Source organism: Anaeromyxobacter oryzae (genome assembly GCF_023169945.1).
GTDB lineage: Bacteria > Myxococcota > Myxococcia > Myxococcales > Anaeromyxobacteraceae > Anaeromyxobacter > Anaeromyxobacter oryzae.
In genome coordinates, this window is record NZ_AP025591.1 from 1,117,375 (window position 1) to 1,139,125 (window position 21,751).

The following is a 21,751-nucleotide window of genomic DNA, read 5'->3' on the forward strand; positions in this document are numbered from 1 at the left end:
CCCGGGGCGACATCGAGGAACGCGGCCGCGAGGCTGCCGGCGATGCCCTGCTCAACCCGGCGCGGCCCGGATCCGCTCCCGCCGCGCGCTCCGCGACCGGCGCCATCACGAAGAGCGTGAGGACGCAGCACGCATCCGACGGAGGAGCCGATCTCCATCCCGCTCGACTTCACGGAGGACGTCGAGGAGCGCAAGTACGGGGACGACGCGGGGCTCGAGAGCGAAGCTGCGTAAAGCATCCCGTCGCAGCGACGCGCCGCTTTCAACGGACGCGACGCCCGCAGGACTGTGCTTGATCCCGGTACGCGTGGTACGTTTCGTCGCCGCATTTACAGGGGGACCGGCAGTGCGAACGTCGCGTGCGCTGTTCTGCACAAGGTACTCGCGTTGAAAACCGGAGAGCTCGCAAACGGCGTCGGCCTCTGGCTTCTCGACTGCGTTCAGGACGCGCGTGCTCTTGGTGCGGTCGTCTTCGCGCTCATTGCGCTCACGTTCCTGGTTCGCTACACGCGCGACCGTACGGTCCCTGGTCGTGACGAGCTGCTACCATTCGTGAGCATCGCCGGAAGCATCATCTCGGTCGTGGTCGTCGTCGCGGTGTTTCTGCTGACGAAACCACCGGCCGTCGACCGCGCATCTCCGACTCTACTTGTCGTCGCGGGGTCCCTCACCACGATCTTCCTCGGGAACTCCGTCGTTCGACAGATTCGGACGGTGATGTTGCCGCCAGGCCCGAAGAACGCACCAACACCTCCGAAGCCTCCGGAGGCGTAGCGCTCCACTTACGTTACGTGAGGGTCGACAGAGTTCCGTTTTGCCATCGCGTGGTGCCGATAAGACGAACCAGCGACCGCCGCCACGACGCCCATCGCTGCTGCACCGATACCGGCACCGATGAGGCCAGCAGCAAGCGCCCCGATGACCGCGCCGATTGCGGCACCGGACGTGAAGAAGCCCGAGCCTGCAGGTGTCGGAACGTTTCCCTTCTCGTCTGAGTACACGACTCGCCCGCTCGGCAATACGACAACGAATCGTTCAGTCTTCGAATAGGGGTCGCGATACCGGTAAACAAGACGCGCACCGGGCCCCCGTCGGACGAACCGGTAGTACTTGGGTGGCGTTCCGCCGCTCGGCGCCGGTGCGCGATCACGCCGCTTCATGGCTGCACTCCCCACAACCAAGTTGTATCGGGCCCGACGGTAAGAAAGCAACCCCACGGGCGCCTGGCAGGGGGGCAGCCCCACCCGAGCCGCAGTCGAGACTGCACAAGCGACGGCAACGGCCCTGAACCTACGAGAACGCGCCTCCGCCCATGTCTCGCGGGGCGCGCCGGGTGCCGCCACGCACGAACGGCGGCATCGTCCCTCGCCTGGCAGGAGTCAGCCGACCCGAGTAGCGCCTCTCCCGCCATGTTCGGCCCCCGTGTCACCCCGAGAACCTCGCCGCCTGGCGAAGGGCGCTCTACATCGGCGAGCAGCTCGACGCCGCGACCTCGCGCCGCCTCATGGACGAGGGGTCGAGCAGCTCCACCGCGAGCTCGCCGAGGCGCGCATGACCTTCGCGATGAAGGCGGCCGCGCCGGCTCGCGGACGTCGCCGCGTTCGGTGGCTGCCGAACGTGCCGCGACGCCGAGGCGCGCGCGCTCCTCGCGAAGTTGAACAGGATCGCGGACGGCGCGCCGGCGCCGGACTAGGCAGCCCCAGCGAGCGCCGGGGCGTGGGCTCTAATCCGCCTCGTCGGGAACCCGGGCGCAGGGCGCACCGAAGCGCACGGGGGGATGGCTCCGACGCAGCCCCTGCGCCCAGGAGCGGCGCACGGTACTCGTACACTCACGCGGCGGCAACACACTGAGTCGTGAACGAGGTCGTGACGATCGGAGGGTAACCCGCGCGCCACCGAGTCCTTGCTGACCACGCTTCGAGCGACCGCCCAAGGAAGGCATGCGTCGGGGGTCGCTTTGTAGACATAGTTTTTCACGTTAAGTCTGGCCCCGGCGCACCATCCTCGGTCGCGACGCTGCGCTCCGAATCCACTAACCGGAGGAGTCCATGCACGATCACCACAAGGGAAGCTAGACGGCGCTTCGCAGTGCCGCTTCCAAGGCCTGCACCAATTGCGGCGTCAGTCCTCCATCTACAGTGGGTTGCAGCGGCGGGACCCAGCGCGCGAGGTCGGTCTCCATTGCAGTCCAGGCTTGCCGCGCCTCCTCCGAAGTCTTCGCGTGGCTGATCTCCACGAGGCGCGTCTCCAAAACGATGCCGACTTCACCGCCGAGCAAGAAATTCTTCGCGGCGACAATCCTCAGCGCCTCATCGAATTCCGCTACTGCAGCAACGCGCGCCGCCTCGACTTGAGCGCGCTGCTCTACGGTAGGAGCGTTCGGGAGCTTGCGGGCTTTGATGAAGTGTCGCGTCTGCTGCAAGTGATATCTCCCGACGGCGCTAAGAGCCTCAAGCAGAGCCTCGAGCTGCAGCTTCCGCAGTTCGGCGAAACGATGCTCGTCCCACTTCACGCGTTCTTGATGCCGGAACACGAGCCAACCGCCGAAGGCGGCGGCACCAAGGCCTAAGCCCTGCACCGCCGACACGACGCACTGCTGCCAGAACGGACCGTCCGCCATATCCGATGGTGTACCCGGAGAGGCTGACAGGGTGCAGTACTTAGGCGCCGACGATCGAAGCAGGACGGACTGCCCGGCGACGTGCCTCACCTCCGTCTACCTATGAACGACAGCGAGGATGGTCGTGACCAGCGCCGCGAACGTCGCGAGCGCGGTCGCGATCCCCGCGATCATCGTCCACCGCGCACTCTCCCGCGCTGCCTGGACTGCGGTCTCTTGGTCCGTGCGCGCGATGGTCATCTCGAGCGCGTGCCGGTGGTGCAGGAGCGCCTCCGTGCTCGCGTTCTCGGGATGGTCCAAGGCCTCCACGGCCTCGTCGTAGCTGGCGTCCGGCCGCGTGTGCCGGCGCACGAGTTCGATGTCGATGGTCTGGATCATCTCAAGGACGTCGTCCCGAGACCGATTCGCTTCGGACATGCAGCCCCTGGCGCCTGATGAGCGCGATCAGAGCGTAGCAGCGCCGGCTGACAGAGCGCGGCTCGTCTACGACCCAATATTGAGGCAAGGCAACGACGGGTCGCGCCCGGGCACCGGGCTCTCGATCGCGACGCTGCCATGCTCGTCGACGAGGCGGAGGAGCGCGTCGAGGTCGGCGACGTCGAGCACGGGCCGGTCCATCGGCATGAACGTGTCGCCGTCTCGCTTCCGCATGCGTTGCCACGCGGCGCCCGCGACGAGGAGCTTATTTGTCTCGAACTTCATCCGATGAGCTCAAGCCGGTAGAGCTTCGGCTCCAGATCCGGCCGCGGTGGCAGCACGCGCACGGAGTCGTATCGGTACGCGAGCTTCACGAGCGCTGCCAGGTCCGGCACGCTTAGGATGAGCCGACCGTCGAGAATCACCTGACCGTGCTCGTCTCGCTCCGAAAACGACCCTGTGCAGCTTCGGTCGACCTCGAACCTCATGCGCGGAACGGTACCAGGCGATGCTGACGCTCATCCCCTTTTGGTCACGGGACCAGCGGAGGAAGTCGAGCGCGAGCTCGGTCGTGAGGCGGATCGCCTCGCCGGCGAGCGCGGTGCGCGGGTCGTAGCCGTCGGGGTCGCGCTCGAACCGCGCGACATGGAGCGCGGCGCGCTCGTTCGTGCACCGCGTCGAGACCTCCTACGACCGACCGTTCACCTTCCGGCGAATGTAGTAGACGCGCGTCCCGTCCTGCTCTTGCCACACGCGCCCGCCGCGCCAGGTGTCGACCCAGGGCATGCTGCGTTCTACATCAGCGATCTGCGGTCGCGAATGGAGTGGGAATAGAGCGAGTCGGCACGCCCTTCTCCAGGAAAGACAAAGGGCCCGAAACCTTAGTGGTTTCGGGCCCTTCACCGAGAGGCACCGGGCGGATTCGAACCGCCGAATACGGGTTTTGCAGACCCGGGCCTTACCACTTGGCGACGGTGCCGTACCGAGACGGACTTTCTTACCGGAGGCCCGGGGCGGCGTCAACGCGCCCGGTGCCCGGGCGGTCGCCCGCATCGGTGATGGCGTCGCGCGACCGGACGGTCGCGCGCGCCACGCGGATCCCGCGCGCCCGGAGCGCGGCGACGAGGCCGGGCAGCTCGGCGCGGGCGGCGCGCTCGAGGGCGGCGGCGGGGCGGAGCGTGAGCTCCAGGCCGGCGGCGCCGCCGCGGAGATCGACGCCCAGCGCGCTGCCGAACGCGAGCGCCACCCGGTCGCCGCCGGCGACGCGCGCGGCCTCCACCGCGGCGGGGAGCGCCCGGACCCCCGCCCGGAGCGCGTCGACGGAGGCGGTCGCCTGGACGTCGGCGGTCGAGCGCTGCTGCGCGACCTCGCAGGCGCCGCGGGCCGCCTCCTCGCTCGACCCGGAGGCGCGCCGTTCGCCGTCGACCGTCGCCGGTGTGGTGCGGCGGGCGGGCGATCCGGCGCGCACCGCCTGCGCCCGGCTCCCGCCGGCAGCGGCGCGCCGCGCGGAACGGAGCGCCTCCGCGAATCGCGAAGCCGCGCGCCGGGCCGGTGTGGCGTCGCGCTCGCGAGCGGGCGGCGTCGCGCGGTGGATGGCTGGCATGCGGACCTGCGCCTTGCAGCCGCGGTGCCGGGAGGATCCCGCGGGATCTCGGGCGGCGCGGGCGAGGCGGCGGCTCGGGCGCGGACGGAGCGGGCGCGCGGCGGACGGAGCGGCTGCGGGCGCTCAGCTCCGGTAGTCCGCGTTCTCCGTCACGTACTCGTGCGAGAGATCCGCGCCCAGCACCGCGCACGACTCCGACCCGATGCCGAGGTCGACGTCGATCTCCACGCGCCGCTCGTGCGGCGGGAAGTCGACCGCCGGGCGGAACGTGAGCCCATCCGCGGGGGGCGCGCTCGCGTACAGCTCGGCGGTCCGCATGTGGCGGACGAGGCGCTCCTCCTTGGCGGGATCGAGCCGCATCGCGCCGCCCTCGAGCACCGTCTCGCCGCCCACCTTGATCGTGGCGCGAGCGGGGTCCACCGGGATCCCGGCGGCGCCGGCGACCTTCCCGACAGCGCAGAGGAGCCGGCCGACGTTCGGGTCGTTGCCGTTGACGGCGGCCTTGAGCAGCGGTGAGTTCACCACGGCCTTGCCGATGGTGCGCGCGGCCTCGAAGGACGGCGCGCCGGTCACGCGGACGCGAATGACGTGGTGCACGCCCTCGCCGTTCCGCACCACGTCCTCGGCGAGATCGCCACAGACGTGGGCCAGCGCGGCGGCGAAGTCCGCCGCCGGCGGCGCGGGGCGGGCGCGGGACGAGACCAGCGCGACGGTGTCCGACGTGCTCGTGTCCGAGTCGATGGAGATGCAGTTGAACGTCGCGTCCACGGCGGCGTCGAGCGCGGCCCGGAGCGCGCCGCGCGGCACGTCGAGATCGGTGAGGATGAACACGAGCATGGTGGCGAGGTTCGGCTCGATCATCCCCGCGCCCTTCGCGATCCCGACGATGCTCCCGCCGCCGACGTCGGCCCGCCGGATCTTCGGGTAGAGGTCGGTCGTCATGATCGCCTCGGCCGCGGGCAGGACCGAGCGCGCCTGGAGCGCCCCGTGCGCGGCCGGGAGCTCCTCGACCATCCGGTCGACGGGCAAGCGCCACCCGATGACGCCGGTGGAGCACGGCAGCACCTGCTCCGGCGCGAGGCCCAGGAGCCGGCCCGCCGCGGCGCACACGCGCTCGGAGGCCTCGACGCCGCCCGGCGCGCAGACGTTCGAGACCTTGTTGTTCACGACGAGCGCGCCGAGCGCCTCGCCGCCGAGGCGGCGGCGGCCGACGATGACGGGCGCGCCGGGGAACGCGTTCCGGGTGAACTTCGCGGCGAACGCGGGCGACGGCCGGTCGAGGGCGACGAGCGTGAGCTTCATCCGCCCGGGCTTGGGCACCTCCACCGGGACGAAGTCGAAGGTGCAGGTGCCCACCCGGAAGCCCTCCGGGAGGGCCGCCTGGGCCTCGAGCCAGGCGCGGTGCTCGGCCTTCGACGCGAACGTGAGCGAGGTGCTCGGCATGGCGCGCGTGTATCGCGCTCCGGCGGTCGCGTCAACGCGGGCGGACGCGACGGCGGGGAGCCTAGAGATGCTTCTCCCGCAGCGCCCGCTTGTTCACCTTCCCGACGCTGGTCCGGTCGATGGCGTCCACCCCCTTCACCTCGAGGAGCAGGGCCTGCCGCCCGAGGACGCCCTTCTCGACGTACCCCTTCACGTGGGCGTGCAGCGTCCGCTCGTCGGGCGCCGGATCGCCGGCGCGCGCGACGACGAGCGCGAGCGGGCGCTCGCCCCACTTCGGATCCGGCCTCCCGATCACGGCCACCTCCGCGACCGCGGGGTGCGCCGCGAGGACGTCCTCGAGCTCGAGCGAGGACACCCACTCCCCGCCCACCTTGATGACGTCCTTCCGGCGGTCGACGATCTTCACGTACCCGCGCGCATCGCGCCACGCGACGTCGCCGGTGTGCAGCACGCCGCCCTCCCAGAGCTTCTCGGACGCCTTCTCCTCCTTCAGGTACCCCGCCGTGAGCCACGGCGCGCGCACCACGATCTCGCCGGTGGCCCGGCCGTCGGCGGGGAGCTCCGCGAGCTCGTCGCCGACGACCCGCAGGTCCACGAGCGGGAGGGCGCGCCCGGTGCGCGTCCGGAGCTCCGCCTGCGCCTCGGCGGGGCCGGCGAGGTCCGCCGGGTCGAGGTGGGCGATGGTGAGCACGGGGCACGTCTCGCTCATCCCGTAGCCGACCACCACGTCGATGCCGCGGGCGAGCGCGGCGAGCGCGAGCGGCTTCGGGAGCGCCGCGCCGCCCACGAGCACCTTCCAGCGCGAGAGGTCCACCGCCTCGCCCCCCGGCGTCCGGAGGAGCATGTGGAGGATGGTCGGGACGCAGTGCGAGAACGTGACGCCCTCGCGCGCGATGAGGCCGAGGAGGACGTCCGGCGCGTAGCGGCCGGGGTACACCTGCTTCACGCCGAGCGCCGTGGCGATGTACGGCAACCCCCACGCGTGGACGTGGAACATGGGCGTGATCGGCATGTAGACGTCGCCGCGTCGGAAGCTCGCATGGTGCGCCGTCGCGAGCGTCGCGAGCGTCCCGAGCGTGTGCAGCACGAGCTGGCGGTGCGTGAACCAGACGCCCTTCGGCAGGCCGGTCGTGCCCGTCGTGTAGAACGTCGTCGCGCGGGTGTCCTCGTCGAGCTCGGGGAACGGGAAGCGCTCCGGCGCCGCGGCGAGGAGGGCCTCGTACTCGCCCGCGAACCGGACGGTGTGGGACCCGGGTGCGCCGTCGTCGGTGAGCACCACGAAGGCGCGGACCGTATCGATGCGGCCGCGGATCGTCTCGAGCACCGGGAGGAAGTCCGAGTGGACGAGGAGCACGTCGTCCCCGGCGTGCTCGATCGTGTAGAGGATCTGCTCCGGCGAGAGGCGGACGTTGATGGTGTGGAGTACGGCACCCATCATCGGGACGGCGAAGAACGCCTCGAGGTACCGGTGGCTGTCCCAGTCCATCACGCCGACGGTGTCGCCGGGCTTCACGCCGAGCGCGGCGAGCGCGCCCGCGAGCCGGTGGATCCGCTGCTCGAGGTCGGCGTAGGTGTGCCGGCGGAGGTCGCGGTAGACGATCTCCTGCGCCGGATCGCGCGCCACGGGCGACTCGAGAAGGCGCCGGATGGTCAGCCCGTCGCGCCGCGCGGGAGCGGAGGGGGCGGTGTCGTTGAGCATGGGGACGACTCCTCGTGGACCGCGACGGATTCGCCGCGGCGGCGCCGGGCGGCGCCTCGCCACCCGCCGCCGGACGGATAGAATGCGCGCGTGTCCACCGTCAACCCGGTCTCGCGCGAGATCTCGGCCAAGATCGTCTATTACGGCCCCGGCCTCTCCGGGAAGACCACGAGCCTGCAGCAGATCCACGCGGGGGTGCGCCCGGACGCGCGCGGGCAGCTCATCAGCCTGTCGACCGAGGGCGATCGGACGCTGTTCTTCGACTTCCTCCCGCTCCGGGTGGAGCAGGTCCGGGGCCTCACGCTCCGTCTTCAGCTCTACACGGTCCCCGGGCAGGTGTTCTACGACGCCACCCGCAAGCTGGTGCTGAACGGCTCCGACGGCGTGGTGTTCGTGGCGGACTCGCAGCCGCTCGCCGTCGACTCGAACCTGGAGTCGATGTCGAACCTCGAGACGAACCTCTCCGAGATGGGGATCGACCTCGCGGCATTCCCGTTCGTCATCCAGTACAACAAGCGCGACCTCCCGAGCGCCCTCCCCGTCGCCGAGCTCCGGCGCCAGCTCAACCCGCGCGCCGTCCCGGACTTCGAGACCGTCGCGAGCCGGGGAGAGGGCATCCTCGACGCGCTGAAGGAGATCACGCGGCTCGTCGTGCGGGACCTGAAGGCGCGCCAGCCGCGGCGCGCGCCCGGCATGTCGCTCTCGCGGGGCGGGTCGGAGCTGGCGCGCGGGATCTCCGCGGCGGCGGACGCTCCGGCGCGGGCCGCGGAGCCGCCACGCCCGGCGCGGACGCCGCCGCCTCTCTCCGCCGGCCCGGCGGCCCGCCGCGAGGAGGCCATCGCCGCGGCCGCGCCGCCGCGGGATCGCGGGCAGCTCGTGGGGCTCTCGTTCGCGCGGCTCTTCCCGGGCGAGGGCACCGCCATCGCCGAGGTGGAGCTCGAGATCCGCGAGCGCGCCTTCGGCCCGGCGGTCCGCCGCGCGGCGGAGGCCGTCGCGGAGCTGCTCGCCGCCCTCCCCGTCGACGAGCAGGCGCCGACCGCCCGCGCCGCGCTCCTCGGCCTCGATGGGCGGGAGTTCCTCCGCCTCGGGAGGCTCGCCGCGAAGCCGGACGTCGCGATGACCGAGCAGGACGCGCTCTTCGCGCTGTACGTGCTCGTCGCGGCCGCCGTGAAGGCGGAGCGGATCTAGCCCCGGCCGAACCCTCTCAGAACTCATCGCATCTCGGCGACGGATTCGCGACCGCGTCCGCTCGGGCGTCGCGTGATCGGTAGTAGGGGCGGCATCGGGCTGAGAAGAAGGGGGACGGCCGGAGCGGCGCCGCGCGGACGAGACGTCGCCGCGTGGATCGGCCCGCAAGAAGCCTGCGTCGCAACGATGGCGATCTGGACTGGGGGCCCGAGGGTTCCGGGGCGCGCTCCGGGCTCGACCGCCCCGGTGGACCGGTCAGGACGAGGCGGCGAGAACCTCGGAGTATGCACCCCCGGAGCCGGCACCGGTGCGGGCGCCATGATGGTCGCCATCGGTGTCCTCGCGTCGGCGTCCCCCCGCCGCGGTGGCTTTCCGGGCGGGAGCGAACCGCTCCATCCATGCGTTCCCGAGGATCCTCCGCGCGGAGAGCAAGTTGTGGCGACGGCAGAGGAGGCGAACGTTCTCGATCGTCGACGGGCCGCCCAGGGCCTTCGGATGGATGTGGTCGTACTGGAGGCGGTGTCGCGAACCGCAGATGCCGCCGTTTTCGAGAGCCCATTGGCAGCAGCCGCCGTCGCGCACCCACACCTCCCGCTTCACCTCCGCGGCGATGTGGTCGGGCTTCGACGGGCGCTTCTCGCGCCGCGGCTTCTGGACCAGGCCCCTCCGCTTCGCGGCTCGGTCGAGCAGCAGATCGAGGGCGGCCTCGAGGACCTCCTCCGTGCTCGCCCCGGGGCGCGTGTGCGAGAGGGCATCCCTCGCCGCGGCGACCTTCGCCTCGAACCGCTTCGTGACGGTGAGATGTATCCGGCGGAGGTCGGCGGTGAGCGGCTCGAAGGTCGGCTGGTCAGCCCGGGAACTCGGGGCGTTCACGTTCCGTGCGGGCACTTTGGCATCGAGGAGTTCAGCTGGCGAACCTGGCGCGACGACGCACGCGGGCACCAAAGCGCAGAGCTCCGACGCTGCGGCGGGTTCTGGGGCGCGAGCTGGCGGTGCCGTTGCGGCTGAGGCGCGAACGGTCGTCACGACCTCCCGCTGTGGAGGACGCTCCACCGGCTTCAGCTCCGCGACGACCGCCCGCGCCTCCTGCTTGGAGAGGTGGAAGAACCGGGGGATCACCTCGTCCCGGTTCTCCGGCGTGAGCACCTGTGCGAGCTCGCCGACGGTCGAGAGGCAGAGTCGGCCGAGCTCGAGCGGCTCGACGATCTCGGGGAAGCGCTGGATGAGCTCGGCGGCCGCCTTCCGGTAGAAGGCCGCGCTCTTCGAGAGCCTGAGCTCCCGGTGCAGGTACGTGAAGAGGCTCGGATAGCCGAGCTCCAGCCACAGCCGCTTCCCGTCGAAGGCGGCAAGTGCGACGAGGAACTCCGCCATCGCGTGGTGCTCGCGTCGGAGGAGCTCGGAGAGCAGGGCCGAGGAGTCGCGTGCGTTCATGCATGCATCGTCGCACGCGAATTCTCACGCTCCGGAAACGCGCGGAATGGTGGTGCCGGCGCGAGAAGTGGCGCCGCGCCTCGCGCCGAGGTTCGGACGTCGAACGCGCCGCCTCACGTCCGCGGAGCGCTGCGAGAGCGGCCTCCTCGCGCGAGCGCGGTTCGTGATTCACGCGGCCGCCGCATACGCGTCAACCGCGCGATGCGATCCATTGGGTTCCCCCGAAAGCGCTCGCGGCCGACGAGCTCCTGCCGCGACCTCGCGGCGATGCACCACGGGCTTCTTGCAGGCCGATCCACGCGGTCGACGTTTCCACCGCGCGGACCCGCCTCGGCCGTCCCCCTTCTTCTGTGCCCTCTTCCACGTCCGCCGGCGAAGCCCGCCCGGGCCTGAGGCACCGGTCCTCGACGGATTCGTGATGAATCCTGAGGGCCGAACCCTACCCGAGCGCGAGGACGGCCCGGGCGCCCACCACGAAGTGGAGCGCCGCCGCGACGATCACCATCGCGTGGAACACCTCGTGGTACCCGAAGACGCGCGGGAACGGGTCGGGCCGGCGGCTCGCGTACACCACCGCGCCGAGGCTGTAGACGATCCCGCCCGCGGCGAGCACCGCGAGGTCGCCGGCGCCGAGCAGTGCCCGGAGCGCCGGGAGGACCGGGAGCACGACCCAGCCGAGCGCGACGTAGATGGCCGCCGCGAGCGCCTTGGGCGCCGTCGGCCACAGCACCGCGCGGCCGACGCCGAGGAGCGCGCCGCCCCACGCGATCGCGAGCATCGTCGCGCCGCGGGCGCCGCCGAGGAGGAGGCACAGCGGCGTGTACGTCCCCGCGATGAGCACGAAGATCGCGGAGTGGTCGAGGCGGCGCATCGCGAGCCGCGCCCGGGGCGACCAGGTGGGCCGGTGGTAGAGCGCGCTCACCGCGAAGAGGGTGAAGAGGCTCGCGCCGTACACCAGGGCGGCCACGCGGCCGCGGGGGGACGTCGCGGAGAGGACGAGCCCGACGCCCGCCGCGAGCGCGACGCCCGCCGCGATCTCGTGCGAGACCCCGCGGAGGAGCGGCTTCGGTGGGGTGATGGTCTCGGTCGCGGCGTGCATGGCGGGCGCCTCCCCGGCGCACCCCCGACATACGCCCGCTCCGTCACGCGCGTGTCATCGACGCGATGCGCGGCCGCGGGCCGCGGCGCAGGAGCGCGCTGGCGAGGGTCTCGCCCACGCGGTCCGCCGGGGCGCGCGGGATCCCGAGGCGGCCGTCGCCGTCGCGGCCGCCGGCGACGAGCGCGATCTCGGCCCCGAGCACGTCGAGCCGCTCCGGGGTCGCGGCCGCGAGGGGCAGCGGCCCCGCGGGCCGGCGCGGCGGCGGCAGGCTCCGGCGGAAGACGCACAGGAGGAAGCTCGCGGCGGCGCGGACGCCGAGCGCCCGGGCGAGGCCACCGCGGCCGCACGCGCGCGCGAGGGCGTACGCGAGGTGCACGTGGTCCCCGTGGCGTGCGAGCGTGTAGCGGCCCACGGCGAGGACGCGGATGCGGCCCGGGCGCCGGCCCGCGCGCACGTCGTCCGTGAGCCGGGCGGCGCGGATCGCGAGGCGATCCACGTGCGCGTAGAACCGCTGCGCGCGCTCGGGCTCGGGGAGCCGCCGGCGGCGCACCGAGAGGCGCCGGAGGGGCCGCCTCCCGGCCGGCGCGAGGACGACGAAGAAGCGCGCCACGTCCCACGCGTCCGGGTCCCCGGTCCCGGGAGACACCACCGCGAGGAAGGAGATCGCGCCCTGCTCGAGGATCTCCACCACGAACAGAGCATGAGGTCGCCGCCCCCGCGGGGCGAGCCCCCGGCTACGCCGGCCGGCCGGGGTCCACGAGGTCGAGCAGGCCCAGCCGGAGCAGCTTACGAAGCACCTTCAGGGTCTCGACCTCGCGGAGGGGACACGCGAGCGCGATGCTCGCGACGTCCCACGACCCGTTCACGCGCGACGCGACCTCCCGGTCGGCGCTCGAGAGGCGGCGCGCCGCCGGCGCATCCGGCGAGGCGACCGCGCCGGCGAGCACCGGCACGGCCATCGGCGAGAGCTCCTCGTAGAGCGCCGCGACCTGCTCGCGCTCCGCCTCGCGGAGCAGGTTCCGCACGCGTCGATCGGACGGATCGGCGGCGAGCAGGCTCTTGAAGACGATCGCCGCCTCGTCGAACTGCCGCAGCTCGACGAGGACCTGCGCCTTGTCGATGAGCGACGACACGGGATCCGCGCGAGGCGCGACGCCCTCGACGTGCGCGAGCCCGAGCTCGCGGAGCGCCTCGATCCGCCGCAGCACGGCGGGGCGCGAGAGGTGGAGCGCGAGGCGCGCCTCGGCGATCGAGACGCGGCGGCGGGCGGCGTCGAGGAGCGCGCGCAGCCCGGCGGTGCGCGGCTGGCCGGCGCCGGTGGCGCAGAGGAGCGCGGACTCGGATGGATAGCGCCGGTCGAGGTCGGGCCACTCGTCGAGGCGGCGGAGCCCCTCGAGCGTCATCTGGGCGACGCCGAGGTCGAGCGCGACGCCGTCCTCGAACCCGGCCGCGCCGTCCGCGAGCGCGAAGCGGCCGCCTGGGGGCGCCAGGAAGAGGTCCACGATCCTGTCGGCGCACGCCTCCGCCCAGAGCGCCTCGGGCCGCTCGGCGTGAGCCCAGCCGGCCAGGCTTCCGAGGCCCGCCTGCCCGTCCGGAGGCCGGGCGGCCGCGACGATGCGGCGGTCTTGCACCTCGAGCCAGTACGGCGCGCCCTCCCCGACGTCGATCTCGACGACGCCGGAGCGGCGCCCGTGATCGATCCACTGGAAGAGGTCCGGCAGCGGGAAGGTGGTGAGATCCCCCTGGAGCACCCGTCGATTGTGGCACGGCGCAGCGGCCCGGGCGAGGCGGCGGCCGCGCCCGGCGGCCGGGCGAGCGGGGCGCGCCCTCTCCACCCGGTCCGCCCCCGCGGTGGCACCCGGCGCCGGCTTGGCGGCTCGCGGGTGTCGGGGCCAGCTTTCCCCTGGCGCCCGCGCTCGGTGGGCGCGCGTCCGTCCGTGCGGGTCAGGTCGGTCGGGGCGAGCGGCCCCGGAGGGAAGGCGGCATGAGGGCGTGGGGGTGGGTCCTGGCGAGCGGGTTCGCGGCGGCGCTCGCCGCCGCGGCGTGTGGCGGTGGCCACGGCGCGCCGAAGGGGAGCGGAGGAGGAGGCGGGGGCACGGACGGCGGCGGCAGCACGGGCGGCGGGAGCGGAGGCGGGACCGGTGGGGGAGGTGACACCGGTGGTGGCGGGACCGGGGGCGGAACCGGTGGCGGAGGTGCCACCGGTGGCGGCGGGACCGGGGGCGGAACCGGCGGCCCCACCGTGAAGGCGCCGGTCCAGATGGGCGACTTCCTCTTCTACTCGACGGACCAGGGGCTCACGCCGGAGATCTCCGACGTCTCCGCGGACGAGGGCGGCAACGTCTACGTCGCGGGCGGCTCGGCCGTGTTCGCGAAGAGACACGACGACCAGGACTTCAAGAAGTTCGATCTCGCGACCGCGGGCGTGACCGCGAACTGCTGGGACCCGAAGGAGATCGACAACCCCACGCCGGCGGGCCCGCCGCAGCCCTGCCCGGTGATCTCCGTCGCGGGGGCCGCGCCGGGGAAGGCGGTGCTCGGCCTGAAGGGCGTGGGCATCGACTACGACTACGACGCTCCCTGGGCGCTCGACTCGGGCGGCGCGGACCTGGTGTCGTTCGACGGCACGACGCTGACGAAGGACCGGCACGTGTTCATCGCGTCGCCGCCCGGCGTCATCTGCGAGCACTGGGCGAACCCTCCCGACAACACGATCTGCAACGAGACCTGGGTGGACTCGACGTGGATGAGCGGGCGCAAGAAGGACAGGCAGGTGAGGCGCATCGTCGTGAACCACGACAAGCGCCGCCCGCTCTCGTACGGCGACGTCTTCTTCGGGTCGACGCACGGCTCGATCTCCATCCTCGTCGCGCACCCCGACCAGCGCGGCTGGATCGACTACACGAGGGGTGATCCGAAGTGGGCGGAGACGAAGGGCATCTGGGAACACGAGCACCCCGCGATCTCCGCGCCGGACGGGCGCTTCCTCACCGGCGAGTCGATGGCCCTCGCCCTCGATCCGACGACGAACGTCCCCTGGTTCGCGAACGAGGTCCGCACGGCGAGCCTCCCCGACTACGCGACGACCTCCCACCCGAGCTGGAACGGGTGGTGGGGCGCCATGAGCCCGCCAAGCCCGTTCCTCGCGCTCTGGGGCGACGCCGCCGACGCGACGCACTGGGACGTCGTCACCGGGATCTCGTTCTGCGACGACGGCACGATGTGGGTCGGATCGGTGACCTACGGCCTGAAGCGCCGCGACCCCTCCGGCAACTGGTCGCAGGTGCCGCTGCCAGCGTCCACGGACCAGCGGGTGAGCACCGTCGCGTGCGACCCGTCGGACGGCTCGATCTGGGTCGGGTTCGACTACGGCGGGTTCGGCCGCCTGAAGGACGGCACGTGGCAGGGCGTCCCGCAGGGAGCGCCCGCGTTCGCCTCGAACCGGGTGACGAGCATCCAGTTCGACCGGTGGTCGTCGCCGCGCCTCGTCTACCTCGCGCACGGGCCGAGCGCGAAGCTCGGGGCGGGCGGCGTGACGGTGTACGCGGGGCCCTGACGCGGCGCCGGACCTCGGGCGCGTGGAGCGCCCGAGGTCCGTGCCTCCTACGTGCTCGTGTAGTCCCGCATCACGACCTCGCCCGGCCGCGGATCCCCGGTGAGGAGGCCGAGGGCGTCCATCAGGATCCACTTCTGTAGCGCCGCATCTCCGGCGCGCCCGAGCGAGTGGCCGGCGGCGAAGCCCCGCGGGCAGAGCGCCCGCGGCGGTCGAGCCTGGAGCGTCTCCTCCGGCTCGACGGTGATCACCACGGTGGGGATCCCGATCATCTCGATGCTCCGCTGCACGGTGACCACCGTGCGGTGGCAGAGCCGTCACCCACCGGTGAGGAGCACCGCGCCGGGCCGCTCCCGGTCCACCTCACGGACGAGCGCCGGGATGGTGCTCTCGCGCAGCTCCCGGAGCGCCTGGCTGAACCCGAGGGAGAAGTGGCGCGCGGTGAGGGCCCCCACGCGCCCCTCCTTCGCGAGCTCCCGCACCCGGTCGATGGGGAACACGCAGTTCAGGTCGCGGTCCACGCAGGCGTGGTCGTAGTGCGTGTCGTCGTACCGGAGGTCCTTCGCCTCCGCGTCGGAGCCGATCACGCGCCAGGTGGTGTCACCCTCCGTGTCGAACGGCCGGTCGTCGGCGCGGCGAACGGCCGCGGTCGAGACGAGGCAGATCGGCGCGTCCTCGAGCTTCCCCTTGAACGGCGTGAAGGGGACGCAGTAGCGCGACAGCTCGAGCGGCTTGACGTCAGTGGGGGGCATTCGCGCCTGCTCCGGCGCCCTGCTGGATCCGGTCGAGCGCCTGCATGATCCTGTCCGTCGGCGGCTGCTCGCCGATGTCGTGTATGTCGACGTAGGCGACCTTCCCCTGCTTGTCGACGACGAAGATGGCGCGCTCGCACTGTCCCGACTCGCCGCGCAGCACGCCGTAGAGAGCAGCCACGTAGCCGTGCGGCCAGTGATCGGAGAGGAGCGGGAACGAGAGCCCGCCCATCGACTTCGCCCACGCCTCGTTGGTGAACACCTGATCGGTCGAAATGCCCAGGACCTGGGCATCGCGCCGCTCGAACTCGGAGAGATCCTCCTCGTACGAGGGCATCTGGACGGTTCAAACGGGCGTGAATGCCGCGGGGTAGAACGCGAGCACCACGTTCTTCTTCCCGCGATAGCCCGATAGCCTGATCTTCTTCCGGGGGCCGCCGCGGCCCGCGGCGTCACCCGTCGCCATGAGCTCGAAGTCGGGCGCTTCGTCGCCCACCTCGACCTTCCAGATCGGCTTCGACATGGGTCCTCTCCTCTCCAGCAGTGAACGGAGAGGAACCTATTCATCCGGACGTCACTACGAGTCGCAGGACGACCGGGTGACGACCCGAAAAGGAGCATGCCGTGTGGGGACCCCTTTGCTAATCGTTCGCGCCATGGATCTCCTGACGCGCTTCGCAGGCAACGTGCGGCGCCTCCGCTCGAAGAAGAAGCTGTCGCAGAAGGCGCTCGCAGACAAGGTCGGGATCTCCGTGTCGTACGTGTCGATGCTCGAGCGCGGCCAGCGCTCTCCGCCCCTCGAGACGATCGAGAAGATGGCGAAGGCGCTCGGCGTTCCGCCCGCCGCGCTGCTCGGCGGCCGCTGAGCATCGAACCGTTCCGACGCGGCGTTCCCTGACGCGCCGGCCTTCACCGGCCGAGCGTGGGTGTCCCCGGCGTCCACTCCGCGGGCGCCTTCTCTCCCGTTCGCAGCGCCTCCAGCACCCGCAGGATCTCCGAGACGGACCGGCCGACCGCGAGGTCGTGCACGGCGGCGTACCGCACGACGCCCGCCGGATCGACGAGGAACGTGGCGCGCGCCGCGATCCCCTCGCGCTCGAGCAGCGCGCCGTACGCACGGGCGATGCGCCGGTCGGGATCCGCGGCGAGCGGGAAGGCGACCTCCCCGAGCTTCTCCGCGATCCACCGTCCGTGCGTCTCGACGTCGTCCGTCGAGATCGCGACGACGTCCGCGCCGAGGTCTGCGAGCTCGCGCCGCCGCTTCGACAGCTCCGTGATCTCCGTCGGGCAGACGAGGGTGAAGTCCTTCGGGTAGAAGAAGATCACCAGCCAGCGCCCGGCGTGATCCGCGAGCGCGACCTCGGTCCGCTCCCCCCTGCCGCGAACCGCCGCCGCCTTGAAGTCCGGCGCCCTGTCGAGGATGCTCAGCACGGAGGACCTCCCTCGCCGCGTCGTACCGCCCATCGATTGTCGTACCGCCCATCGATTAAGGGCACCGCCGCCGCGGCGTCAACGTGGAACACACCATGACCAGCGCCCTCCTCGCCCTCGCCCTCGGCACCTTCAGCATCGTCGCGGCGGATCCTGCCACCGGGCAGATCGGCGTCGCGGTCCAGTCGAAGTTCCCCGCGGTCGGAGCCATCGTGCCGGCCGCGCGCGCCGGCGTCGGAGGCGTCGCGACGCAGGCCCTCGCGAACGTGACCTGGCGCGACGAGGCGCTGAAGCTCCTCGCCCAGGGGCTCGCGCCGGACGAGGTGGTGCGGCGGCTCGTCGCCGCGGACCCGCAGGCCGACGATCGGCAGATCGGGCTCGTCGACGCGAAGGGTCGCGCCGCGACGTTCACCGGGAAGCGGTGCTTCGACCACGCGAGCGGGATCGCGGGGGACGGGTACGCGGTGCAGGGGAACATCCTCGTCGGGCGCGCCACCCTCGAGGCGATGGCGCGGGCCTACGAGGAGGCGCGCGACCGCGGCGTCCCGCTCGCGGAGCGGCTCCTCGCCGCGCTCGCGGCCGGCCAGGCCGCGGGCGGAGACCGTCGCGGCATGGAGAGCGCGGCGCTGCTCGTCGTGAAGCCGGGCGGCGGCTACGGCGGCGCGGGCGACGTCTGGGTCGACCTGCGGGTCGACGATCACCCGCGACCGATCGCCGAGCTGACCCGGCTCTATCGCGACGTGCACCAGTTCTACTTCGGCGAGACGACGCGGACGGTCCCGCTCCAGGGACCGGTCGCCCGCGAGGTCGAGGCGGATCTCGCCCGGCTCGGGTTCCTGAAGGTCGCGCCGGGCGCGGCCTGGTCGCCGGCCAGCCAGCAGGCGCTGGAGGACTTCCAGGGCTGGGAGAACCTCGAGACGCGCATCCGGAAGGACGGGACCATCGACGCCCTCGTCCTCGAGCACCTGCGGAAGGTCGCCGCGGCCGGGGCGCCGATCGACCGCCGCAAGGCAGGGGCGCGCTGACGCGGCCGCCGGCGCCACACCCGCATGCGCGGCCGAGCGGGCGGAGCCCCCGACCTGGAATCGCCCCGCGGGCCCATGCGTTGCAGGATCCAGGTGGGTCCGCCCGCAGGGCGGAACGGAAGGGGTGAAATGAGCAGCCGCTTCGGACGCAGGAGCTTCCTGAGGGGCGCCGCGCTCGCGGGCGCCGCGGGCGCGATCGGGGCGCTCCCGGCCACCGCGGAGGCGGAGCGGCCGATGCCCGTCCCCGAGCACGTCACCTTCGACGTGCCGGGCCTCGACCCCGCCCACGACGGCCTCAAGGTCGCCCAGCTCTCCGACCTGCACGTCGGGCCGCGTACGCCGCCCGAGGTGATCCGCGCCGCCATCGAGGAGGCGAACGCGTTCCACCCCGATCTCGTCGTCCTCACCGGCGACTACCTCTGTCACAACCCGCGCGAGGTGCTCGCGATGCAGGAGCAGCTCGGCGGGCTCGTCGCGCCGACGGTCGCGGTGCTCGGCAACCACGACGTGTGGACCGACCCCGACGGCGCTGCGGATGCGCTCCGCGGCCACGGCTACGAGGTGCTCGAGAACGCCTGGACCACCGTCCGGCTCCGCGGAGCGCCCCTCCCGATCGTCGGCGTCGGCGACCGGCTCACGAAGCACGAGGACGTCGCGCGCGCCGTGCGCGGGCTGCCGCCTGCGGCCGCCCCCCTGGTACTCGCCCACGCGCCGCGCAGCGCGGACACCCTGCGCGGCCTCGGGCGCCCGCTCCTGTGCCTGTCCGGCCACACGCACGGCGGGCAGATCAACCTGCCCATCATCACGCCCCTGTTCCTGCACCTCGTCGTGCACGAGCCCTACGTGCGCGGACGTTACCGCGTCGGCGACGTGTCGCTGTACGTGAACCGCGGGATCGGGATGTCCGGGATCCGCACCCGCATCAACTCGCCGCCGGAGGTGACGCTCGCCACCCTCCGCAGCGTCGAGCGCCGCGCCGCCTAGCGCGACGGGGCGCCGCGCGCGGGCGTCTCCGGCGCGAGGGCGCCGGCGAGCCGCCTCCCCCCCCACGAGACCGGGTGCGCAGGGCCGCGACTCGCCTACCCTTTGTCGTGCAAGAGGGAGGCTCTGATGCCCGCCACCGCGCCCGCACCCACCTCGACGGATCAGCGTCACCTGGACGAGGCGCTCGCGCGCCTCCATGACGCGGCGCCCCGCTGGGCGCGCGCGCCCATCCCGGAGCGGGTCGCGCTCGCCCGCGCCATGCTCCGGGGCGTCGCGCGCATCGCCCAGCGCTCCGTCGAGGCGGCCTGCGCGGCGAAGGGGATCGCGCTGGACGTCCCGCAGGCCGGCGAGGAGTGGCTCAGCGGCCCCTACGTGACCGCCCGCATCCTCCGGCAGCTCGTCCACTCGCTCACGCTCCTCGGGCGCAACGGCAACACGCCGGTCGGTCCCACGGGCGAGACGATCGACGGGCGCCTCTCCGCTCGCGTCTTCCCGGCGAGCCGGCTCGACGCGCTCCTGTTCATGGGCGTTCGCGCCGACGTCCACCTGGAGGCGGGCGTCGACGAGCGCACGCTGAACGAGTCGCGCGCGCGGTTCTACAAGGCGCCGGATCACGACGGGAGGGTCTGCCTCGTCCTCGGCGCCGGGAACATCAACGCCATCCCGCCGGCGGACGTCGCGACCAAGCTCTTCGTCGAGGGCAAGGTCTGCCTGCTCAAGATGAATCCCGTGAACGCCTACCTCGGCCCCCTCCTCGAGGAGGCGTTCGCGGAGGCGATCGAGAAGGGCGTGCTCTCCGTGGTCTACGGCGGCGCCGCGGAGGGCAGCTACCTCGCCTACCACGCCGCGGTCGACGAGGTGCACATCACCGGCTCGGACGCGACGCACGACAACATCGTCTGGGGCCCGCCGGGGCCGGAGCGCGCCGAGCGGATGGCGCGCAACAAGCCCATCCTCCAGAAGGAGATCACGAGCGAGCTCGGGAACGTGTCGCCGGTGCTCGTCGTGCCGGGGCCCTGGGACGCGGGCACGCTCCGCTTCCAGGCCGAGAGCGTCGCCGGCATGGTCACCCACAACGCCTCGTTCAACTGCAACGCGGCGAAGCTCCTCGTCACCGCGCGCGGCTGGCGGCACCGCGACGCGTTCCTCGCCGCGATCGAGCACTTCATGGCGCTCGTGCCGACGCGGAAGGCCTGGTACCCCGGCGCGCTCGACCGGTACCGCGCCCTCACCGACGGACGCGCGGCGATCCGGCGCGTCGGCGGGGTCGAGGGGACGCTCCCGTGGACGCTCGTGACCGGGCTCGACCCGGAGTCGAAGGACCCGGCGTTCACGACCGAGCCCTTCTGCGCCATCGTCTCCGAGACGTCGCTCGCGTCCGACGATCCGGTGGAGTTCCTCGAGCGCGCGGCCGCGTTCGCGAACGAGCGAATCTGGGGCACGCTGTCCGCGCAGCTCGTCGTGCACCCGCGGACGCTCGCGGATCCGGTCACGGGCCCGGCGGTGGAGCGGGCGATCCGGGCGCTCCGGTACGGCACCGTCGCGGTGAACTGCTGGGCGGGGTACGGCTTCGCGTTCGGCACCACGCCCTGGGGCGCCTACCCCGGCGCGACGCTCACGGACGTGCAGAGCGGCCGCGGCGGCTTCGTCCACAACACGCTCATGCTCGAGCGCGTGGAGAAGTGCGTCCTGCGGCATCCGGCGCGGACGTTCCCGAAGCCGCCGTTCTTCCCGAGCCACCGGACGGCGCACGTCCTCGGGCGCCGGCTCACGTTGCTCGAGACGACCGGCAGCTGGCGCCACGTCCCGGGCATCGTCGCCGCCGCCGTCCAGGGTTAGCCTCGTCCCCCGGCTCAGGCCGCACCGCCCGAGTCGGCGGGCCGCCCCTTTGACTCGCCCCCCCCGGTTTGCTTCGATGGCCGAGGCGGCGCCGTCGGGCCGCGCCCGGGGGGGAGCCATCTTGAAGAGCTATCTCGTCTCGTGGCTGCGCCGGCAGCACGCCGGCACCGGAGTCGAGGCGTTCGCGCGCGAGCGCCCCGGTGAGTGGATCGTCTGGGAGGCGGGGCCGTGGCGCCCGCCGACGCCGATGAAGGAGACGCTGCACGCCGACGACCTCCGGGTCGCGTGGGAGTCCGGCGAGTCGCTGGCGATCCTGCTCGCGCCCCGGCCCGGCCGCGCCGAGGTCCGGCTCGGGCGCGCCTCGGACAACGACGTCGTCATCGATGACGCGACGCTCTCGCGCTCGCACCTCGCGTTCGTGCGCGACGCGGCGGGGCGCTGGACGGTGCGAGACCTCGGCTCGTCGAACGGGACGCGGGTCGGCGGCGTCCGGATGGGCGCGGCGCCGGCCGTCCTCGAGGCCGGGACGGCGGTGCAGGCCGGCGCGGTCCGGCTCACCTTCTACGACGCCGCCGGGCTGTACCTCCGGCTGAAGGGCGCCCGCTGATCGCGGGTGGGCCACCCGCCCACCTCGTCATCGCAACTCTGGATTGCTGCCCCACCCGCC

22 protein-coding genes and 1 tRNA gene are annotated in these 21,751 nt (G+C 72.7%); 8 read left to right on the top strand and 15 right to left on the bottom strand.

Annotated elements, in window-relative coordinates; genetic code table 11:
* The first annotated feature begins 387 nt into the window (after nucleotides 1-387).
* Nucleotides 388-774: a hypothetical protein gene (locus tag AMOR_RS04755; protein WP_248358970.1), complete on the top strand. Its 387-nt coding sequence runs from the start codon at nucleotides 388-390 to the stop codon at nucleotides 772-774.
* 1,297 nt (nucleotides 775-2,071) lie between these two features.
* Here AMOR_RS04755 and AMOR_RS04760 read toward each other — a convergent pair.
* The 8 genes from AMOR_RS04760 to AMOR_RS04795 form a co-directional block, all read right to left on the bottom strand.
* Entirely contained in the window at nucleotides 2,072-2,620 is a 549-nt protein-coding gene (locus tag AMOR_RS04760) for a hypothetical protein (protein ID WP_248358972.1), read from the bottom strand.
* Nucleotides 2,621-2,716: 96 nt separating this feature from the next.
* Nucleotides 2,717-2,998 carry a hypothetical protein gene (locus AMOR_RS04765; protein WP_248358974.1) on the bottom strand — a complete coding sequence of 94 codons (282 nt, stop codon included), beginning with the start codon at nucleotides 2,996-2,998 and terminating at the stop codon, nucleotides 2,717-2,719.
* A gap of 105 nt (nucleotides 2,999-3,103) precedes the next feature.
* Nucleotides 3,104-3,322: a hypothetical protein gene (locus AMOR_RS04770; protein ID WP_248358977.1), complete on the bottom strand. Its 219-nt coding sequence runs from the start codon at nucleotides 3,320-3,322 to the stop codon at nucleotides 3,104-3,106.
* The gene (locus tag AMOR_RS04775; RefSeq protein WP_248358979.1) at nucleotides 3,319-3,525 is read right to left on the bottom strand and encodes a hypothetical protein; all 207 of its coding nucleotides are present in this window, start codon (nucleotides 3,523-3,525) and stop codon (nucleotides 3,319-3,321) included. The genes AMOR_RS04770 and AMOR_RS04775 overlap by 4 nt, the downstream gene beginning before the upstream one ends.
* Before the next feature lie 419 nt (nucleotides 3,526-3,944).
* Nucleotides 3,945-4,016, bottom strand: a tRNA-Cys gene (locus AMOR_RS04780).
* 18 nt (nucleotides 4,017-4,034) lie between these two features.
* On the bottom strand, nucleotides 4,035-4,640 hold the full coding sequence (locus AMOR_RS04785) for a hypothetical protein (protein WP_248358981.1): 606 nt from the start codon (nucleotides 4,638-4,640) through the stop codon (nucleotides 4,035-4,037).
* A 123-nt stretch (nucleotides 4,641-4,763) separates the two neighbouring features.
* Nucleotides 4,764-6,083 (bottom strand): bifunctional glutamate N-acetyltransferase/amino-acid acetyltransferase ArgJ, encoded by a 1,320-nt coding sequence (gene argJ, locus AMOR_RS04790; RefSeq protein WP_248358983.1) that lies wholly within the window; start codon nucleotides 6,081-6,083, stop codon nucleotides 4,764-4,766.
* Nucleotides 6,084-6,144: 61 nt separating this feature from the next.
* Nucleotides 6,145-7,782 (bottom strand): fatty acid--CoA ligase, encoded by a 1,638-nt coding sequence (locus AMOR_RS04795; protein WP_248358985.1) that lies wholly within the window; start codon nucleotides 7,780-7,782, stop codon nucleotides 6,145-6,147.
* A 90-nt stretch (nucleotides 7,783-7,872) separates the two neighbouring features.
* Here AMOR_RS04795 and AMOR_RS04800 point away from each other — a divergent pair, with 90 nt between their 5' ends.
* Nucleotides 7,873-8,970 carry a GTP-binding protein gene (locus tag AMOR_RS04800; protein WP_248358987.1) on the top strand — a complete coding sequence of 366 codons (1,098 nt, stop codon included), beginning with the start codon at nucleotides 7,873-7,875 and terminating at the stop codon, nucleotides 8,968-8,970.
* Between the two features lie 255 nt (nucleotides 8,971-9,225).
* On the opposite strand, the gene AMOR_RS04805 is transcribed toward AMOR_RS04800, so the two are convergent.
* The 4 genes from AMOR_RS04805 to AMOR_RS04820 all read right to left on the bottom strand — a co-directional run bounded on the left by AMOR_RS04805 (nucleotide 9,226) and on the right by AMOR_RS04820 (nucleotide 13,251).
* The gene (locus AMOR_RS04805; RefSeq protein WP_248358989.1) at nucleotides 9,226-10,401 is read right to left on the bottom strand and encodes an HNH endonuclease; all 1,176 of its coding nucleotides are present in this window, start codon (nucleotides 10,399-10,401) and stop codon (nucleotides 9,226-9,228) included.
* Between the two features lie 439 nt (nucleotides 10,402-10,840).
* Complete coding sequence (gene trhA, locus AMOR_RS04810; RefSeq protein WP_248358991.1) at nucleotides 10,841-11,500, bottom strand: PAQR family membrane homeostasis protein TrhA; 660 nt, start codon at nucleotides 11,498-11,500, stop codon at nucleotides 10,841-10,843.
* A 43-nt stretch (nucleotides 11,501-11,543) separates the two neighbouring features.
* Nucleotides 11,544-12,191 carry a hypothetical protein gene (locus tag AMOR_RS04815; RefSeq protein ID WP_248358995.1) on the bottom strand — a complete coding sequence of 216 codons (648 nt, stop codon included), beginning with the start codon at nucleotides 12,189-12,191 and terminating at the stop codon, nucleotides 11,544-11,546.
* A 43-nt stretch (nucleotides 12,192-12,234) separates the two neighbouring features.
* The gene (locus tag AMOR_RS04820) at nucleotides 12,235-13,251 is read right to left on the bottom strand and encodes a DUF4388 domain-containing protein (protein WP_248358997.1); all 1,017 of its coding nucleotides are present in this window, start codon (nucleotides 13,249-13,251) and stop codon (nucleotides 12,235-12,237) included.
* Between the two features lie 233 nt (nucleotides 13,252-13,484).
* On the opposite strand from AMOR_RS04820, the gene AMOR_RS04825 reads away from it, so the two are divergent.
* Complete coding sequence (locus AMOR_RS04825; RefSeq protein WP_248358998.1) at nucleotides 13,485-15,056, top strand: hypothetical protein; 1,572 nt, start codon at nucleotides 13,485-13,487, stop codon at nucleotides 15,054-15,056.
* 47 nt (nucleotides 15,057-15,103) lie between these two features.
* On the opposite strand, the gene AMOR_RS04830 is transcribed toward AMOR_RS04825, so the two are convergent.
* Both AMOR_RS04830 and AMOR_RS04835 read right to left on the bottom strand, forming a co-directional pair.
* Nucleotides 15,104-15,805 carry a selenoprotein B gene (locus AMOR_RS04830; RefSeq protein WP_248358999.1) on the bottom strand — a complete coding sequence of 234 codons (702 nt, stop codon included), beginning with the start codon at nucleotides 15,803-15,805 and terminating at the stop codon, nucleotides 15,104-15,106.
* The gene (locus tag AMOR_RS04835) at nucleotides 15,792-16,328 is read right to left on the bottom strand and encodes a peroxiredoxin (protein ID WP_248359001.1); all 537 of its coding nucleotides are present in this window, start codon (nucleotides 16,326-16,328) and stop codon (nucleotides 15,792-15,794) included. The genes AMOR_RS04830 and AMOR_RS04835 overlap by 14 nt, the downstream gene beginning before the upstream one ends.
* A gap of 133 nt (nucleotides 16,329-16,461) precedes the next feature.
* On the opposite strand from AMOR_RS04835, the gene AMOR_RS04840 reads away from it, so the two are divergent.
* The gene (locus tag AMOR_RS04840) at nucleotides 16,462-16,671 is read left to right on the top strand and encodes a helix-turn-helix domain-containing protein (protein WP_248359004.1); all 210 of its coding nucleotides are present in this window, start codon (nucleotides 16,462-16,464) and stop codon (nucleotides 16,669-16,671) included.
* A 43-nt stretch (nucleotides 16,672-16,714) separates the two neighbouring features.
* Here the strand turns inward: AMOR_RS04840 and AMOR_RS04845 are convergent, their stop codons facing one another.
* The gene (locus AMOR_RS04845) at nucleotides 16,715-17,236 is read right to left on the bottom strand and encodes a peroxiredoxin (RefSeq protein ID WP_248359006.1); all 522 of its coding nucleotides are present in this window, start codon (nucleotides 17,234-17,236) and stop codon (nucleotides 16,715-16,717) included.
* Between the two features lie 95 nt (nucleotides 17,237-17,331).
* Between AMOR_RS04845 and AMOR_RS04850 the strand changes: the two genes are divergently transcribed.
* From AMOR_RS04850 to AMOR_RS04865, 4 genes are all read left to right on the top strand, one after another.
* A complete protein-coding gene (locus AMOR_RS04850) occupies nucleotides 17,332-18,261 on the top strand; it encodes a DUF1028 domain-containing protein (RefSeq protein WP_248359009.1) in 930 nt (309 codons plus the stop codon).
* Between the two features lie 129 nt (nucleotides 18,262-18,390).
* On the top strand, nucleotides 18,391-19,245 hold the full coding sequence (locus AMOR_RS04855; protein WP_248359012.1) for a metallophosphoesterase: 855 nt from the start codon (nucleotides 18,391-18,393) through the stop codon (nucleotides 19,243-19,245).
* 126 nt (nucleotides 19,246-19,371) lie between these two features.
* Nucleotides 19,372-21,084 carry an aldehyde dehydrogenase family protein gene (locus tag AMOR_RS04860; RefSeq protein ID WP_248359015.1) on the top strand — a complete coding sequence of 571 codons (1,713 nt, stop codon included), beginning with the start codon at nucleotides 19,372-19,374 and terminating at the stop codon, nucleotides 21,082-21,084.
* A gap of 121 nt (nucleotides 21,085-21,205) precedes the next feature.
* Nucleotides 21,206-21,691: an FHA domain-containing protein gene (locus AMOR_RS04865; protein WP_248359018.1), complete on the top strand. Its 486-nt coding sequence runs from the start codon at nucleotides 21,206-21,208 to the stop codon at nucleotides 21,689-21,691.
* The last annotated feature ends 60 nt before the right edge of the window (nucleotides 21,692-21,751 follow it).

Coding starts and splice junctions, on each gene's coding strand:
- AMOR_RS04760 (WP_248358972.1), bottom strand. CDS start 2,620: ATGGCGGACGGTCCGTTCTGGCAGCAGTGCGTCGTGTCGGCGGTGCAG.
- AMOR_RS04765 (WP_248358974.1), bottom strand. CDS start 2,998: ATGATCCAGACCATCGACATCGAACTCGTGCGCCGGCACACGCGGCCG.
- AMOR_RS04770 (WP_248358977.1), bottom strand. CDS start 3,322: ATGAAGTTCGAGACAAATAAGCTCCTCGTCGCGGGCGCCGCGTGGCAA.
- AMOR_RS04775 (WP_248358979.1), bottom strand. CDS start 3,525: ATGAGGTTCGAGGTCGACCGAAGCTGCACAGGGTCGTTTTCGGAGCGA.
- AMOR_RS04785 (WP_248358981.1), bottom strand. CDS start 4,640: ATGCCAGCCATCCACCGCGCGACGCCGCCCGCTCGCGAGCGCGACGCC.
- argJ (WP_248358983.1), bottom strand. CDS start 6,083: ATGCCGAGCACCTCGCTCACGTTCGCGTCGAAGGCCGAGCACCGCGCC.
- AMOR_RS04795 (WP_248358985.1), bottom strand. CDS start 7,782: ATGCTCAACGACACCGCCCCCTCCGCTCCCGCGCGGCGCGACGGGCTG.
- AMOR_RS04805 (WP_248358989.1), bottom strand. CDS start 10,401: ATGAACGCACGCGACTCCTCGGCCCTGCTCTCCGAGCTCCTCCGACGC.
- trhA (WP_248358991.1), bottom strand. CDS start 11,500: ATGCACGCCGCGACCGAGACCATCACCCCACCGAAGCCGCTCCTCCGC.
- AMOR_RS04825 (WP_248358998.1), top strand. CDS start 13,485: ATGAGGGCGTGGGGGTGGGTCCTGGCGAGCGGGTTCGCGGCGGCGCTC.
- AMOR_RS04840 (WP_248359004.1), top strand. CDS start 16,462: ATGGATCTCCTGACGCGCTTCGCAGGCAACGTGCGGCGCCTCCGCTCG.
- AMOR_RS04850 (WP_248359009.1), top strand. CDS start 17,332: ATGACCAGCGCCCTCCTCGCCCTCGCCCTCGGCACCTTCAGCATCGTC.
- AMOR_RS04855 (WP_248359012.1), top strand. CDS start 18,391: ATGAGCAGCCGCTTCGGACGCAGGAGCTTCCTGAGGGGCGCCGCGCTC.
- AMOR_RS04860 (WP_248359015.1), top strand. CDS start 19,372: ATGCCCGCCACCGCGCCCGCACCCACCTCGACGGATCAGCGTCACCTG.